Origin of the sequence: Derxia gummosa DSM 723 (assembly GCF_000482785.1) — a bacterium.
Classification (GTDB): domain Bacteria; phylum Pseudomonadota; class Gammaproteobacteria; order Burkholderiales; family Burkholderiaceae_E; genus Derxia; species Derxia gummosa.
This window is the reverse complement of the sequence record NZ_AXWS01000007.1, coordinates 570815-585709: the sequence shown is the minus strand read 5'-3', so window position 1 is coordinate 585709 and position 14895 is coordinate 570815. Positions and strand designations below refer to the sequence as shown.

General features: G+C 66.6%; 13 protein-coding genes. 6 read left to right on the top strand and 7 right to left on the bottom strand.

Annotated elements, in window-relative coordinates:
* Positions 1 to 226 precede the first annotated feature (226 nt).
* Complete coding sequence (locus H566_RS0103775; protein ID WP_028310384.1) at positions 227 to 1930, top strand: cation:proton antiporter; 1704 nt, start codon at positions 227 to 229, stop codon at positions 1928 to 1930.
* Positions 1931 to 2073: 143 nt separating this feature from the next.
* Positions 2074 to 2472 carry a group III truncated hemoglobin gene (locus H566_RS22735; protein ID WP_051377969.1) on the top strand — a complete coding sequence of 133 codons (399 nt, stop codon included), beginning with the start codon at positions 2074 to 2076 and terminating at the stop codon, positions 2470 to 2472.
* Positions 2473 to 2547: 75 nt separating this feature from the next.
* Here the strand turns inward: H566_RS22735 and draG are convergent, their stop codons facing one another.
* The 7 genes from draG to H566_RS0103735 all read right to left on the bottom strand — a co-directional run bounded on the left by draG (position 2548) and on the right by H566_RS0103735 (position 8520).
* Complete coding sequence (draG, locus tag H566_RS0103765; protein WP_028310382.1) at positions 2548 to 3459, bottom strand: ADP-ribosyl-[dinitrogen reductase] hydrolase; 912 nt, start codon at positions 3457 to 3459, stop codon at positions 2548 to 2550.
* A complete protein-coding gene (locus tag H566_RS0103760; RefSeq protein ID WP_028310381.1) occupies positions 3452 to 4294 on the bottom strand; it encodes an NAD(+)--dinitrogen-reductase ADP-D-ribosyltransferase in 843 nt (280 codons plus the stop codon). The genes draG and H566_RS0103760 overlap by 8 nt, the downstream gene beginning before the upstream one ends.
* Before the next feature lie 220 nt (positions 4295 to 4514).
* The gene (locus tag H566_RS0103755; RefSeq protein WP_028310380.1) at positions 4515 to 4946 is read right to left on the bottom strand and encodes an ArsC/Spx/MgsR family protein; all 432 of its coding nucleotides are present in this window, start codon (positions 4944 to 4946) and stop codon (positions 4515 to 4517) included.
* An 86-nt stretch (positions 4947 to 5032) separates the two neighbouring features.
* Positions 5033 to 5833, bottom strand: a complete 801-nt coding sequence (locus H566_RS0103750; RefSeq protein ID WP_028310379.1) for a rhodanese-like domain-containing protein — start codon at positions 5831 to 5833, stop codon at positions 5033 to 5035.
* Positions 5830 to 7512, bottom strand: coding sequence for a nitroreductase family protein (locus tag H566_RS22730; RefSeq protein ID WP_084544720.1), 1683 nt, complete (start codon positions 7510 to 7512; stop codon positions 5830 to 5832). The genes H566_RS0103750 and H566_RS22730 overlap by 4 nt, the downstream gene beginning before the upstream one ends.
* A 4-nt stretch (positions 7513 to 7516) precedes the next feature.
* Complete coding sequence (locus tag H566_RS0103740; RefSeq protein ID WP_028310378.1) at positions 7517 to 8107, bottom strand: hypothetical protein; 591 nt, start codon at positions 8105 to 8107, stop codon at positions 7517 to 7519.
* Positions 8104 to 8520 (bottom strand): group II truncated hemoglobin, encoded by a 417-nt coding sequence (locus H566_RS0103735; protein ID WP_028310377.1) that lies wholly within the window; start codon positions 8518 to 8520, stop codon positions 8104 to 8106. Before H566_RS0103735 ends, H566_RS0103740 begins: the two co-directional genes overlap by 4 nt.
* A 466-nt stretch (positions 8521 to 8986) precedes the next feature.
* On the opposite strand from H566_RS0103735, the gene nifH reads away from it, so the two are divergent.
* The 4 genes from nifH to nifE all read left to right on the top strand — a co-directional run bounded on the left by nifH (position 8987) and on the right by nifE (position 14884).
* Positions 8987 to 9859 carry a nitrogenase iron protein gene (gene nifH / locus H566_RS0103730; RefSeq protein ID WP_028310376.1) on the top strand — a complete coding sequence of 291 codons (873 nt, stop codon included), beginning with the start codon at positions 8987 to 8989 and terminating at the stop codon, positions 9857 to 9859.
* A 154-nt stretch (positions 9860 to 10013) separates the two neighbouring features.
* The gene (gene nifD / locus H566_RS0103725) at positions 10014 to 11471 is read left to right on the top strand and encodes a nitrogenase molybdenum-iron protein alpha chain (RefSeq protein ID WP_028310375.1); all 1458 of its coding nucleotides are present in this window, start codon (positions 10014 to 10016) and stop codon (positions 11469 to 11471) included.
* A gap of 120 nt (positions 11472 to 11591) precedes the next feature.
* Positions 11592 to 13151 carry a nitrogenase molybdenum-iron protein subunit beta gene (gene nifK / locus H566_RS0103720; protein WP_028310374.1) on the top strand — a complete coding sequence of 520 codons (1560 nt, stop codon included), beginning with the start codon at positions 11592 to 11594 and terminating at the stop codon, positions 13149 to 13151.
* Positions 13152 to 13375: 224 nt separating this feature from the next.
* Positions 13376 to 14884: a nitrogenase iron-molybdenum cofactor biosynthesis protein NifE gene (gene nifE / locus H566_RS22725; RefSeq protein ID WP_051377967.1), complete on the top strand. Its 1509-nt coding sequence runs from the start codon at positions 13376 to 13378 to the stop codon at positions 14882 to 14884.
* Positions 14885 to 14895 lie beyond the last annotated feature (11 nt).

Below are 14895 nucleotides of genomic sequence, written 5' to 3'. Positions count from 1 at the left end.
TCGGTTTGCAGTGCAGCAATAGCAGCCGGGGCCCGCGCTTCCCACCTGTCGGGAGGAATGAGGCGGGCGCACGGTCGATTTCGGCAGACCGGTAACGGTTTCCGCGCGCAACGATCCGGGGACAGACTCGAACTCCACCAGCGCGGGGGCTGGTTGCGGCATGTGACAACACGACGTGCCGGCGTCCGCGTGCGCCTTCCGATCCGCCCGCTCACGTCCGCCGCCCATGCACAACCTGACCATCATCGCCACGCTCGCCGGCGCCCTTGCCGTCGCTCTCGTCTTCGGCTGGATCACGCGCCGGGCCGGGCTGTCGACGCTGGTGGGCTACATGCTGGCGGGCATCGTCGTCGGGCCGTACACGCCGGGCTTCGTGGCCGATGCCGAGCTCGCGTCGCAGATGTCGGAGATCGGCGTGATCCTGCTGATGTTCGGCGTGGGCCTGCATTTCCATCCGGGCGAGCTGCTGCAGGTGCGGCGCATCGCGATTCCGGGCGCGGTGGCGCAGAGCGTTGTCGCGACGCTCGCGGGCTGGGCGGTGGCGCGGCTGTGCGGCTGGAGTTCGGGCGGTGCGCTGGTGTTCGGCATGGCCCTGGCGGTGGCGAGCACGGTGGTGCTGATGCGCATGCTGGTCGAGCGCGACCGCCTCGGCACCCACGCGGGCCATGTGGCCGTGGGCTGGCTGATCGTCGAGGATCTGTTCACCGTGATCGCGCTGGTGGTGCTGCCGGCGCTCGCGGCCGAGGATTCGACGCCCTTCCGGCTCGCGGGTGATCTGGCGCTGGCCTTCGGCAAGGCCGGGCTGTTCGCGGCGCTGGTCTGGCTTCTCGGCACTAAGCTGGTCGGGCGCGGCCTGGAGCGCATCGCGCGGGCCCAAGCGGGCGAACTGTTCACGCTGGCGGTGTTCGTGGTGGCGCTGGGCGTGGCGCTGATCGCGGCCGAGGTCTTTCATGTGTCGGTGGCGCTCGGCGCCTTCCTGGCCGGGCTGGCGATCGGGCAGTCGCGCATCGGGCCGCGCGCGGCCGACGACATGTCGGGCTTCCGCGATGTGTTCTCGGCGCTGTTCTTCGTGTCGGTGGGGATGCTGTTCAACCCGCGCGTGATCATCGAGGCGCCGGTGCTGGCGATCGCGGCGCTGGTGGTGGTGCTGGTGGTCAAGCCGCTGGTGGCGCTGGGCATCGTGCACATGCTCAAGGGCAGCGCGCGCACCGGTCGGCTGGTCGCGGTGGGGCTGGCGCAGATCGGCGAGTTCAGCTTCATCCTGGCCGCGCTCGGGCGGCAGGAAGGGATGCTGCCCGATCAGGGTTTCGACGTGCTGGTGCTGGCGGCGATCGTGTCCATCGGCATCAATCCGCTGCTGTTCCGATGGGAGGCGGGCTGGGAAGCGCGCCGCTCGCGCGCGGTCGACACGACGGAGGACGATGACGCGCCCGGTGCCGCGCGTGATGACGCCGGCGTCGCTGCGCCATCGAGCGCGCTGCTGCCAGCGGGCGCCAGCGCGCCGCATCCAGCCACGATCGAGGGCGACGCGGTGCTGCTCGTGGGGCTGGGTGCGCTCGGCCGGCGCGTGGCCCAGCGCTGCGCCGATCTGGGCGTGCCGCTCGGCGTGGTGGGCGAGGACAGCGACGCGCTCGAACCGCTGCGGCGGCGCGGGCTGCGCGCCGTGCTCGGCGATCCGCTGCACGCCGGCGTGCTCGACGCCGCCGGCATCGCGAAGGCGCGGCTGTTCGTCGTGGCCGATGGCACGCTCGACGCGAAGATGGCGCTCTGCCTGCATGCGCGCCGGCTCAATCCGAGGCTTGCGATCGTCGTCGCGGCCCACAGCGACGCCGAGCGCGCCTGGCTGGCCGAGTTTGGCGGCACGCATGTCTGCGACGCCATCGATGAGCTTGGCGAAGCCATGCTCCGGACGATGCGCGCCGCGCTGTGACGGTCGTAGGCGCGGTGGCCGGAACGGTCGCCCGGACCAAGGCACGCCGCGCCACGGGGAAGGTCTCGCCGGGCGGGCGACGGTCCATCGCCGATACTGGCGGTTCTCCGGCGCCTCGCGCGCCCGCCTTCCCGAGCCTCGCCATGCCGCACGACCACGACAGCCCGCCCGTCTTCCTCCCCGCCACCGACGCCACCGAGGAGCAGGTCGCGCTGCTGGTACGCCGCTTCTATGACGCGGCGCGCGCCGATGCGCTGCTCGGCCCGGTGTTCGAGGCTCACGTGGCCGACTGGCCGCATCACTTCGAGCTGTTGCAGGACTTCTGGTCGCATCTGCTGCGCCGTACCGGCCGCTACCAGGGCCGTCCGCTGCCCAAGCATGTGGAACTGCCGGTGGACGCGAAGCATTTCGCGCGCTGGCTGGAGCTGTTCTCGGTCACGGCGCGCGACGTGCTCGACCCGCAGGCGGCGGAGTTCGCGATCGATCGCGCGCGCCGCATTGCCGACACCTTCCGCACCGCGATCGATTCGCGCCGGGGCTGAGCTGGCGGCGAGCTTCGCCTGCGTTTTCCTCACCGGCGAGTGCGCATCCGCCGACGCAAGGCCACCGAGGGCCGGTCAGCGCGGCCGCTGCTTCGCCGCCACCGCCAGCAAGGCCGGTACCTGTTCGCGGATGCGCACGACCACCTTGGCATCGAGCCGGTCGAGCCAGCGCGCGGGCAGGGCGCTCGCGCCGCAGCGCGCGCCGGCGAGCATGCCGGCCAGCGCGCCCGTGGTGTCGGCATCGTCGCCGCAGTTCACCACCGCGATCAGGCATTGCTCGAAGTCGTTCATGCCGAGCACGTGGTGCAGCACGGTCTGCACCGTGTCCACCACATAGCCGCTCGCGCGCCCGGGCCAGGGCGTGTGCGTGAACTTGGGCCATTGCGCGACGAAGTCCCGCGCCTCGGCCCGCAGCGCCGCCTCGCCCTCGCCGAGCACGAGCCGGCGCGTCATCCGGCCGAAGGCGACGGTGGCCGCGTCGGACAGCGCGTGGTTGTGCGTGATGTGCGCCTGCCCGAGATTCCAGGCATCGCAGGAGGCCGCGTCGTGCAGCGCGGCGAGCGGCACCGGCAGACAGCGCATCACCGCGCCATTGCCGCCGTCGCCTTCGTTGTACGGCCCGCAGACCGAGCCGTCGGCCAGATAGCGCCGGATGCCGCGCCGGCAGGCATTGCCGCAATCGACCGGCTTGGCGCGCAGCCAGTCGGCGAAGGCCTCGGCGGCGGCGCGTGCGTCGAAGCCGCCGCTCGCGACGATTGCGTCGCCGAGGGCGAGCGCCATCGTCGTGTCGTCCGTGACCTGGCCGGCCTTGAGCTTGAGCCAGCCGCCGCCGGTGATGTCGCGGTGCACGCCGAGGTTGGCGACGATCTCGCGCGGCGTCATGAACTCGACGGTCGCGCCCAGCGCGTCGCCGATCGCGAGGCCCAGATAGGCGCCGAGCGCGCGGTCGAGCACGCGGGCGTCGGCGGTGGCGGAGGAATCAGGCATAGCTCGCCTTCACGCGGTATTCGCCGCCGAGCGCGATCACCTCGCCCTCGCCGGCCAGCAGGGACTGCCCGAGCAGTCCGGGAACGAAAACCAGCTTCTCGACCGCCACTTCGGTTTCGAGCATCCAGTCGCCGAAGGCTTCGGCGTGCTCGCGCGACAGGCTGAACGAGACAAGATTGTTGAGGTGCACCGTGCCGCGCCGCTCGCGCAGCCCGCCTTCGACGAAGCGGTGCTCGCCCAGGCCGTTGACGCAGCGCCAGACCTTGACCGTGTGCACGCCATTCGCGCGCGGCGGCAGGTGGAAGCGCCGGATCGCCCATTGGCAGTACTCGAACAGCAGGTCGAGCTGCATGTTGATGCAGTTGCCGTGGAAGCGGCTGGTCATCTTCTCCTCGATGTAGCGCACCCAGGCGTCGGACGGAAAGCGGCCGAGCGCGCCGTGATGCCAGGTCGGCACGAGGCCGAAGCGGCTCTCGACCCAGCCCTTGAGCACCGCGCCCTGCGGCCCGTTCGAGTCGAAGCCCCAACCCTCCAGCAGCTTGAGATAGCTCGACTTCCAGCGCAGCCGCTCCGAGCGCTGGCGCGCCTCGTGGTCGGGCTTGAGGCCGAAGGCGGCCTCCATGTAGCGGCGGAAGACGTTGCCCGCCTCGCGCAGGTTGCCGACGCGGTCGAGCTGGTCGAACAGTCCGCGCGCCGACGAACGCGCGCCGGCGATGCGCAGCCGCGAGGGCTTGTCGTTGAAGTCGGCCGAGGCGATCCATTCGGACGACACGCCGACGACATTGGTCGTGGCCCAGGCGCGGGGATGGTCGGGATCGGCCGAGGCGCTGGCCATGCGATGCATCGGGGGCTGCGCGGCCGTTGAGGCAGGGGCGGCGACGGTTCCGGCACACACCGGCGGCGAAGGCGCATCGGCTTGGGCCGGGGCCGGGAGATCGTCGGCGGTCGGGGAAGCGGTCGCGACGGGAACGAGGGAGTCGGGCGGCATGGTGCGGGCGGACGGCGGCGCGGATTCGCGCGGGAGAGCGGCCGAATCTAGGGCCGCCCGCGCCGTCTCACACCGGGTCGCAGCTCTTGACGCTTGAGGCCGCGCAACCTTCGAGATTGCCCTTGGGCGCGGCGCCGTCGGCGCGTGGCGCGAGGCCGACGAAGGCATCGACTGCTTCGGCGTCGAAGCCGACCAGGCGCTGGCCGTCCACTTCCATGAGCGGGCGGCGGATCAGCAGCGGCTCGGCCAGCATCAGCGCCAGCGCCTGCTCGCGGTCGAGCGTCTCGGGCTTGACGAGGCCGTCGCGCACCTTGGGCGCGGCGCGGTTGAACCAGGCCTCGACCGGCAGCGGATCGAGGAAGGCGAGCAGCGATTCGCGGGTCCAGGGCTCGGCCAGCAGGCTGCGCACGTCGAGCGTGTGACCGGCGGCAGTGAGCATGGCCTTCTGCTTGGCGTTGCCGCCGCAGCCGGGCTTCTCGAAAAAGACGATGTGGGTCATGACGGATGCGGTGTCGGGCCGTCGCCGGGGCGGGCGACGGTGCGCGGCCCGCCGGCATCGCGCCATGCGCGGCCAGCCGCGCGGTTTCAGGCGGCCTTCTGCTGGGCCTTGAGCGACTTCTCGACCGCGCGCAGCAGGTAGAGGCATTCCTCGTTGGCGACCATGTCGAGCGCGGTGTAATCGTCGGCTGACTTGAGCAGCACGTCGGCGCCGGCCTTGAGCAGCTGCACGACGGCGGCGGTCTTGCCGGCCGAGGCGGCGTACATGAGGCAGGTGGCGCCGTTGTCGTTCTGGTTGTCCACGTCCACGCCGGCGCCGACGAGCACGTCGATCGTGGCCGGGTCGTTGGCGAAGCAGGCGAGCCAGAGCGCGTTGTTGCCGTCGGCATTGCGCAGTTCGAGGTCGGCGCCGGCGGCGACGATGGCGGCCGTCATCGCGGCATCGCCGAGGCGGGCGGCGCGCATCAGCGGCGTGGTCTTGTTCTCGATCAGCGCGTTGATGTCGTCGCGCGGAAAGCCTTGCGCTTCGAGCCAGTCGGCGAGGTCGGCCGGAATCGGGCCGGGCGCGGGCTTGCGGCTGGCGCGCTCGTACTGTTCCCAGGCTTCGTAGCCGCCGACGAGGTCGTGCACGTTGGTGAAGCGGAAGTCGGCAAACATGCCGGCGTAGGTCTGGCTCGCGTTGCCGTGATAGCAGTAGATGAAGACCGGCGTGTCGCGCTTGAGCTGGCTGAGGTAGCCGCCGAAGCTGCGGTCGTCGAGGCGCTCGGCGCCGTCGATGTGGCTCGCGTCATAGGCGCGCGCGTCGCGGCAGTCGAGGATGCGCACGCCGTCCTGCTTGATGAATTCGGCGGCGGCGTCGGCCGTGAGGCGGCGGAAGGGCTGGCTCATGAATCGCTCCGTTCTTGCGTCGGTTGGGCGGGGGAGGGCGCCAGGGTGTCGCGATGGGCATAGGGCGCTTCGCTGCGGATTCGCGCATCCGTCAGCGGCAGCCCGAGGCTGAAGTGATAGACCGTCTGCAGGCGCGTGCCGGTGATGCCGAGCGCCTCGTGCACCGAGTCGTCGAAGAAGCAGCCGATGCCGGTGCCGCGCAGGCCGGCGGCTTCGGCTTCGAGATAGAGCGCCTGGCCGAGCAGGCCGGCTTCCCAGTGCAGGTCGCGGTAGCGCCAGGGCGAGTCGGCGAGGGCGTCGTCGAACTCCGCGACGAAGGCCCAGGCGACGCAGCAATCGCCGGCGATGGCCTGGCCGCAGCTCAGGCGGCGCGCAATGAACTGCACCGCCACGTCGTTGAGGCGGTAGAGCGGCAGATGCTCGGGCGCGCCTTCGACGCGCGTCCAGGCGAAGTTCTGGTCGAGGCCCATGCGCAGCAGCGCATGGCCGAGGGTGCTGCGCGGCAGGGCGTACACGCCGGGCGCGAGGCCGTCGACGCGATGCACGAACAGCACCGGATGCACGCGCGCATGCGGTGCCCACACGTCGAGCGGCGCCGAGGCAGGGCTGACGAGGGCGTCGAGCATCGGCCAGAGCTGGTCGGCACGCATCGTGTGCTTGCGGTCGAACTGCTGGGCGCTGCGGCGGTTGCGGATGAGCGTGGGCGCATGCAGGCCGGCGGGCGCGGGCAGGCGGCGCGCGATGCCGGCGTCGGACTCTGCCGGGCGCGGCAGCGGCGGGCGCTGCGTCGCCCTGGCGACGTCGTCGATGACCGGCCACTTGTACATCGGCCAGCGATCGACACGCGTCGCGCTGCCAACCCATTCGATGAAGGCCGGCTCGACCGGCTCGCGCACATCGGTCGAATAGCTGCCGAAGCCGATCTCGACGAGGCCTTCGGCGTCTTCATGCTCGACGCCCTTGAAGTCGTCGGCGCGGTCGGTGCCGATGCGCGCCGCGATGGCGTCGGAGGAAATGGATTCATTGAGCCGCGCGCTCCAGCCGAGGCAGGCAGCCGCGTAACGCAGCGTGCCGAGCGCATGACCCATGTCGAGCTGGCAGTAGCGGAAGGCTCGCTCGCCGTACTTCCAGGCCTCGCGCCAGTGGATGCTGGTCAGGCCGATCTGGAGCAGGGGCGCGCCTTCGTGCGCGGGCAGATAGTGGGCGCGGTGTTCGAGCGCATGCTCGCGCGGCAGGTAGTGCCACACACCGTCGGCGAGGCCGTCGATGCCGCGCGCGATCACATAGGTTTCGGTCGGGTGCAGGTTGCCGCTCGATGGCGCGCAACGCAGCGACCAGCGATCGGGGCCGGCTTCCTTCCAGGCCGCGAGCGCAAAGGAGAGTTCGAGCAGCGCGCCGATCGCGGCCAGCGTGGGCGCGGCGGGCGCAACCGAACCGAGTTCGTCGAAGTTGACCGTCAGCGCATCGGCCGACAGCGCCAATTGCAGCCTGAAGCTGCCTTCGAAATGCCGGAATGGATCGGGCGGAGACGACCAGTCGATCGTCTCCGGCCCTTTTGCATAGCCATCGAGGCGATGCTTGGTGCGCTCGTGATAGGCCCGCACCCGCTCCAGCGCGGGCACGGCGGGATCGCGCCGGGGCGCGACGCTCGCGATGGGGATGGTGCGGGCCTCGGTCATCGCATCAGACCGGACGGTTCTCGTTCGGGTTGCGCACCGGGCCCATGACCTTCAGGCCTTCTTCGTAGGTGATCGCTTCGAACTTGCCCGTGAACTTGAGCGCGGCGTTGGCGACGGCGTCGGTCTTGCCGGCCGTGTCGAGCTTCTTGAGGTCGTTCTTTTCCAGGTACAGGAGTTCGAGGATCTCGTTGTAGACCGTCGCCTCGTGGATCGGGAGGATGAAGAACGTCGCGCCGTTGAGTTCGACCTGGTACTTCTTCGAGAGGTCGATGTTGTCGCAGTACAGGAAGTACTTGCCCGAGGGCGAGAGCGTGTCGCCAAGCACGTCGGCCACGTTCTTGAGCCATTCGAACGACAGCAGGAAGCCGGTGAAGAAGGCGATGTGCGGCTCGCCTTCATGCGCGACGGCGATGACCTGGTCGCAGGTCACGAGCGGCGGGCGGGCTTCGTCGGCGAGCTGGGTGTCGAACACCAGCGCCAGTTCGCCACGGAAGCCGAAACGGCCGGCCTTCTTGGTGGCTGCCTTGAGCACTGGGTTGAGCAAACGGCCTTCGGCCTCAAGGCGCGCGAACGCGGTCTTGTCGATGGTGGTCATGAGGGTCTTCCTTGCGGGTCGTTGCGGATCCAGTCCGCCGTTTTGAAAAAGGCCTGCATCAGCTGCCCGCGGAACTGCTCGTCTGTCACGACCAGCTCCAGCGCGCCCTTCATGCACAGCAGCCAGGCGTCGCGCTCCGCCGGGCCGATGCTGAAGGCGGCGTGCCGCATGCGCAGGCGTGGATGGCCACGCTCCGCGCTGTACGTCTTCGGCCCGCCGAGCCATTCCGAAAGGTACTTCTTGAGTACCGCTTTCGTCGGCCCCAGGTCTGGCTCGTGCATCGCGCGGATGCCTGCGGCCTCCGGCAACGTGTCCATCAGCCGATAGAACTCGTCGACGATGCGATCCACCGCCTCCTGTCCACCGACAAGCGCGAAATGCGGATTGAGCTGAGCTGCGGTCCTGGGGTCCATGACGGACCTTTCAGCAACGTCCGTACCAAGCGCGCGGACATGGCACGGAAACACCACAACGGACGCACGCGCGTACGTGCGCATACGTGAGCGCGCGGGCGTTGGCACTAGGGAAGTGTGCTGTCGGGCGGCCGATGCATGTCGTGGTCGCGACGCCCCGCGACAAGTCCCCGTCGCATTTGTCGTCATGTGCCCTTCGTTACGCCGAAGCCGGCTTTTGTCGGGTTTCACACAAACCCAACGCCGTTTTCAATCGGACCGATAGTCGAAGGTTTTTCTTTGAAAATCAAAGACTTAATTAAAAACCCCATCGGTGGCACGGCCGTTGCGATAGTTGGCCTGCGCGGACCATGACTTGCCGACAAGTGGCTGGACAACAAGACCGATAAAGGCAACCCAAGGCTGCACCAGGTCGCGAAACCGCAACCGTGATTTTCTAACCGAAGCTCTTCACCGGAGTACTGACATGTCCCTTCGTCAAATCGCCTTCTACGGCAAGGGTGGTATCGGCAAGTCCACCACCTCCCAAAACACCCTGGCCGCCCTCGCGGAAATGGGCCAAAAGATCCTGATCGTCGGCTGCGACCCCAAGGCTGACTCGACCCGCCTGATCCTGCACGCCAAGGCCCAGGACACCATCCTGTCGCTCGCCGCCGAAGCCGGCTCGGTCGAAGACCTCGAAATCGAAGACGTCATGAAGATCGGTTTCCGCGACATCCGTTGCGTGGAATCGGGCGGCCCGGAACCCGGCGTCGGCTGCGCCGGCCGCGGTGTTATCACCTCGATCAACTTCCTCGAAGAGAACGGCGCCTACGAAGGCGTTGACTACGTCTCGTACGACGTTCTCGGCGACGTGGTCTGCGGCGGCTTCGCGATGCCCATCCGCGAAAACAAGGCGCAAGAAATCTACATCGTCATGTCGGGCGAGATGATGGCCATGTACGCGGCCAACAACATCTCGAAGGGCATTCTGAAGTACGCCAACTCGGGTGGCGTGCGTCTGGGCGGCCTGGTCTGCAACGAACGCAAGACCGACAAGGAACTGGAACTGGCGGAATCGCTGGCCAAGAAGCTCGGCACCACGCTGATCCACTTCGTGCCGCGCGACAACATCGTTCAGCACGCCGAACTGCGCCGCATGACGGTCATCGAATACGCCCCGGATTCGGCCCAAGCCGGCCAATACCGCTCGCTGGCCACCAAGGTCCACGCCAACAAGGGTCAAGGCATCATCCCGACCCCGATCACGATGGACGAACTCGAAGACCTGCTGATGGAACACGGCGTGATGGCCCAGGTCGACGAATCGCAAGTCGGCAAGGCTGCCGCCGCCGCCTAAGACGAGAGTCGAGGGTCGAGAGCCGGGCGCGGGGATACGCGTCCACCGCGCCGGCTCGTCCGGCGTGTGCCCCCCGCTCCCGGACTGCCGTTTCCCCTCTCGCCCGACTCTGCTCTCTCAACTCTCGCAGCAATCCATTGAACGGAGCGCAACCATGAGCATTACCGTTGATGACAAGAAGGCCGCCAACAAGGCCCTCATCGATGAAGTCCTGAAGGCCTATCCCGAAAAGATGGCCAAGAAGCGGGCCAAGCACCTCGGCCAGTACGAGGAAGGCAAGCCCGATTGCGGCGTCAAGTCGAACATCAAGTCCCTGCCGGGCGTGATGACGATCCGTGGCTGCGCCTACGCCGGTTCGAAGGGCGTGGTGTGGGGCCCGATCAAGGACATGATCCACATCTCGCACGGCCCGGTGGGCTGCGGCCAGTACAGCTGGGCCGCTCGCCGCAACTACTACATCGGCGTGACCGGTGTGGACACCTTCGTGACGATGCAGTTCACGTCGGACTTCCAGGAAAAGGACATCGTCTTCGGCGGCGACAAGAAGCTCGAGAAGATCATCGATGAAATCCAGGAACTGTTCCCGCTGAACAAGGGCATCTCGGTCCAGTCGGAATGCCCGATCGGTCTGATCGGTGACGACATCGAAGCCGTCTCGAAGAAGAAGACCAAGCAGTACAGCGGTCACACCATCGTCCCGGTTCGCTGCGAAGGCTTCCGTGGCGTGTCGCAATCGCTCGGCCACCACATCGCGAACGACGCGATCCGTGACTGGGTGTTCGACAAGACCGACCCGAACAAGCGCCCCGAGTTCGTCTCGACCCCGTACGACGTCGCGATCATCGGCGACTACAACATCGGTGGTGACGCCTGGTCGTCGCGCATCCTGCTGGAAGAGATGGGCCTGCGCGTCATCGCCCAGTGGTCGGGTGACGGCACGATCGCCGAACTGGAAAACACCCCGAAGGCCAAGCTCAACGTCCTCCACTGCTACCGCTCGATGAACTACATCTCGCGGCACATGGAAGAGAAGTACGGTGTGCCCTGGGTCGAGTACAACTTCTTCGGCCCGACGATGATCGAGAAGTCGCTGCGCGAAATCGCTTCGCACTTCGACGACACCATCAAGGCCAACGCCGAGAAGGTCATCGCCAAGTACAAGCCCCTGGTCGAGGCGGTCATCGCCAAGTACAAGCCGCGCCTGCAAGGCAAGAAGGTCATGCTGTTCGTGGGCGGTCTGCGTCCCCGTCACGTGATCGGCGCGTACGAAGATCTGGGCATGGAAATCGTCGGCACCGGCTATGAATTCGGCCACAACGACGACTACCAACGCACCACGCACTACGTCAAGGACGGCACGCTCATTTATGACGACGTGACCGGCTACGAATTCGAGAAGTTCGTCGAGAAGGTTCAGCCTGACCTCGTCGGCTCGGGCATCAAGGAAAAGTACGTCTTCCAGAAGATGGGCGTGCCCTTCCGCCAGATGCACAGCTGGGACTACTCGGGCCCGTACCACGGCTATGACGGTTTCGCGATCTTTGCGCGTGACATGGACATGGCGATCAGCAGCCCCGTCTGGGGCCTGACGAAGGCGCCCTGGAAGAAGTAAAGCGGCGGATCGGGTGATGGGCGTGGCGACACGCCCGTCCCCAACGCTGACGGGCACCTATACGAAAAACCACCCCATCCAAGTCACCCGGTTCCAATAAAACCTGCAAGGAGCACAACCATGCCGCAAAACGCAGACAAGGTCCTCGACCACGAACTGCTGTTCCGCGAACCCGAGTATCAGGACCTGTTCGCCCGCAAGAAGAACGAGTTCGAATTCAACCACTCGGACGCCAAGATCCAGGAAATCGTCCAGTGGACGAAGACCGAGGACTACAAGCAGAAGAACTTCGCTCGTGATTCGCTCGTCGTGAATCCGGCCAAGGCCTGCCAACCGCTCGGCGCCGTGTATGTCGCCAACGGCTTCCACAAGACGCTGTCGTTCGTGCACGGTTCGCAAGGCTGCGTGGCCTACTACCGTTCGCACTTCTCGCGTCACTTCAAGGAACCGACCAGCTGCGTGTCGTCGTCGATGACGGAAGACGCTGCGGTGTTCGGTGGCCTGAACAACATGATCGACGGCCTGGCGAACTCGTACAACCTGTACAAGCCGGAAATGATCGCCGTGTCGACCACGTGCATGGCCGAAGTCATCGGCGATGACCTGGACGCGTTCATCAAGAACTCGAAGCAGAAGGGCTCGGTCCCGGCTGAATTCGACGTGCCGTTCGCTCACACCCCGGCCTTCGTCGGCAGCCACATCACCGGTTACGACAACGCCCTCCTCGGCATCCTGAAGCACTTCTGGGATGGCAAGGCCGGCACGACCGAGCCGCTCGTCCGCGAACCGAACGAATCGATCAACTTCATCGGTGGCTTCGACGGCTTCGTCGTCGGCAACATGAAGGAGATCAAGCGCATCTTCGGTCTGTTCGGCATCGACTACACGATCATCTGCGACCCGTCGGAATCGTGGGCCACCCCGACCGATGGCGAGTTCCGCATGTACAACGGCGGCACGACCAAGGAACAAGTGGAAAAGGCGCTCAACGCCAAGGCCACGATCGTGTTCCAGGAGTTCTGCTGCGAACGTACCGCCAAGTTCATCCGTGAAAAGGGCCAGGAAGTCGTCGCGCTGAACAGCCCGATCGGCGTCGCCGGTACCGACCAGTTCCTGATGGAACTCTCGCGCCTGACCGGCAAGCCGATCCCCGCCGAACTCGAGAACGAGCGCGGCCTGCTGGTTGACGCCATGGCCGACAGCCAGGCTCACCTGCACGGCAAGCGTTTCGCCCTCTACGGCGACCCGGACCAGCTGCTCGGCCTGACCCAGTTCATCCTCGAACTCGGCGCCGAACCGGCTCACGTCCTGGCCACCAACGGCGACAGCGACTGGGCCGCCAAGGTGCAAGCCCTGTTCGATGCCTCGCCCTACGGCGCCGGCTGCAAGGCCTACCCGAAGCGTGACCTCTGGCACATGCGCTCCCTGCTGTTCACGGAGCCGGTCGACTTCCTGATCGGCAACACCTACGGCAAGTACCTCGAGCGCGACACGGGCACCCCGCTGATCCGCCTCGTGTTCCCGATCTTCGATCGCCACCACTACCACCGTTACCCGATCTGGGGCTACGAAGGTGCGATGCGCGTTCTGGTCACCTTCCTCGACGAGTTCTTCGAGACCCTGGACACGAACACGATCATCCCGGGCAAGACCGACTACTCGTACGACATCATCCGCTGAGTCGAACGCATGCCGGGTTTCCGGCGTGTTTTGGAAGGCCACCTCCGGGTGGCCTTTTTTTTGCCCCGGAGGTTCACGACAAAGGCCTTTGTCGCAAACCCTTCAAACCGGTCGGCTTGTCGGTGAAAGCGCTTGCGGATGCACGCAAGTGCTTGATTTCGGGCGCTTTGTCGGTTGGCACCGTTCGTGCTGAATGCCTTGCAGCAAACCTTACGGAGGCTGCCATGGCCGCGTCACTCAAGGCAAAGATCGCTGAAGTCTTCGACGAACCCGGTTGCGACAAGAACCAGGGCAAGTCGGAGAAGGAACGCAAGAAGGGCTGCACCAAGCAGCTGTCGCCAGGTGCCGCCGCCGGCGGATGCGCATTCGATGGCGCCAAGATCGCGCTGCAGCCGATCGTCGATGTCGCCCACCTCGTGCACGGCCCGATCGCCTGCGAGGGCAACAGCTGGGACAACCGCCACAGCTTTTCGTCGGGCGCCGATACCTACCGCACCGGCTTCACCACCGACATCAATGAACTTGACGTCGTGTACGGCGGCGAGAAGCGGCTGTTCAAGAGCTGCCGCGAGATCATCGAGAAGTACGATCCGCCCGCGATCTTCGTGTACCAGACCTGCGTGACGGCGCTGATCGGCGACGACATCGAGGCCGTGTGCAAGCGCGCGAGCGAGAAGTTCGGCAAGCCGGTCATCCCCGTGAACGCGCCGGGCTTTGCCGGGCCGAAGAACCTCGGCAACAAGCTCGGCGCCGAGGCTCTGCTCGACTACGTGATCGGCACCGAAGAGCCCGAAACCACCACGCAGTACGACATCAACATCATCGGCGAGTACAACCTGTCGGGCGAGCTGTGGCAGATCAAGCCGCTGCTCGACGCGCTGGGCATCCGCATCCTGTCGTGCATTTCGGGTGATGGCCGCTATCACGAGGTGGCGAGCAGCCATCGCGCGAAGGTCAACATGATGGTGTGCTCGAAGTCGATGATCAACGTCGCCACCAAGATGGAGAAGAAGTACGGAATCCCGTATTTCGAAGGCTCCTTCTACGGCATCGGCGACATGAGCGACACGCTGCGCCAGATCTCGAAGCTGCTGGTCAAGCAGGGCGCCGACGCCGAGCTGCTCGACCGCACCGAGGCGCTGATCGCCGCCGAGGAAAAGCGTGCCTACGAGCGCATCCAGGCCTACAAGCCGCGCCTGCAAGGCAAGCGCGTGCTGCTGATCACCGGCGGCGTGAAGTCGTGGTCGGTCGTGGCGGCGCTGCAAGAAGCCGGCATGGAGATCGTCGGCACCAGCGTCAAGAAGTCGACCAAGGAAGACAAGGAGCGCATCAAGGAGATCATGGGCGAGGACGCCCACATGATCGACGACATGTCGCCGCGCGAGATGTACAAGATGCTGAAGGACGCTCGCGCCGACATCATGCTGTCGGGTGGCCGCTCGCAGTTCGTGGCGCTGAAGGCAAAGATGCCCTGGCTCGACATCAACCAGGAGCGCCATTACGCCTACGGTGGTTACGAGGGCATGGTCACGCTCGTCAACGAGATCGACAAGGCACTCGCCAATCCGGTGTGGAAGGCCGTGCGCCTGCCGGCGCCCTGGGATGGCGCCGAGATGATCCCGGCCGATACCGCGCCCGAGATGTGCATGCCCCAGCCGGTGCGCGAGGCCGGCATCGTCGCCCGCGAACACGCGCTGAACGAAGGCCGCGAGGCCGCGGCCCACGCGCACTGAGCAGGCGAGCG

Coding starts and splice junctions, on each gene's coding strand:
- H566_RS0103775 (WP_028310384.1), top strand. CDS start 227: ATGCACAACCTGACCATCATCGCCACGCTCGCCGGCGCCCTTGCCGTC.
- H566_RS22735 (WP_051377969.1), top strand. CDS start 2,074: ATGCCGCACGACCACGACAGCCCGCCCGTCTTCCTCCCCGCCACCGAC.
- draG (WP_028310382.1), bottom strand. CDS start 3,459: ATGCCTGATTCCTCCGCCACCGCCGACGCCCGCGTGCTCGACCGCGCG.
- H566_RS0103760 (WP_028310381.1), bottom strand. CDS start 4,294: ATGGCCAGCGCCTCGGCCGATCCCGACCATCCCCGCGCCTGGGCCACG.
- H566_RS0103755 (WP_028310380.1), bottom strand. CDS start 4,946: ATGACCCACATCGTCTTTTTCGAGAAGCCCGGCTGCGGCGGCAACGCC.
- H566_RS0103750 (WP_028310379.1), bottom strand. CDS start 5,833: ATGAGCCAGCCCTTCCGCCGCCTCACGGCCGACGCCGCCGCCGAATTC.
- H566_RS22730 (WP_084544720.1), bottom strand. CDS start 7,512: ATGACCGAGGCCCGCACCATCCCCATCGCGAGCGTCGCGCCCCGGCGC.
- H566_RS0103740 (WP_028310378.1), bottom strand. CDS start 8,107: ATGACCACCATCGACAAGACCGCGTTCGCGCGCCTTGAGGCCGAAGGC.
- H566_RS0103735 (WP_028310377.1), bottom strand. CDS start 8,520: ATGGACCCCAGGACCGCAGCTCAGCTCAATCCGCATTTCGCGCTTGTC.
- nifH (WP_028310376.1), top strand. CDS start 8,987: ATGTCCCTTCGTCAAATCGCCTTCTACGGCAAGGGTGGTATCGGCAAG.
- nifD (WP_028310375.1), top strand. CDS start 10,014: ATGAGCATTACCGTTGATGACAAGAAGGCCGCCAACAAGGCCCTCATC.
- nifK (WP_028310374.1), top strand. CDS start 11,592: ATGCCGCAAAACGCAGACAAGGTCCTCGACCACGAACTGCTGTTCCGC.
- nifE (WP_051377967.1), top strand. CDS start 13,376: ATGGCCGCGTCACTCAAGGCAAAGATCGCTGAAGTCTTCGACGAACCC.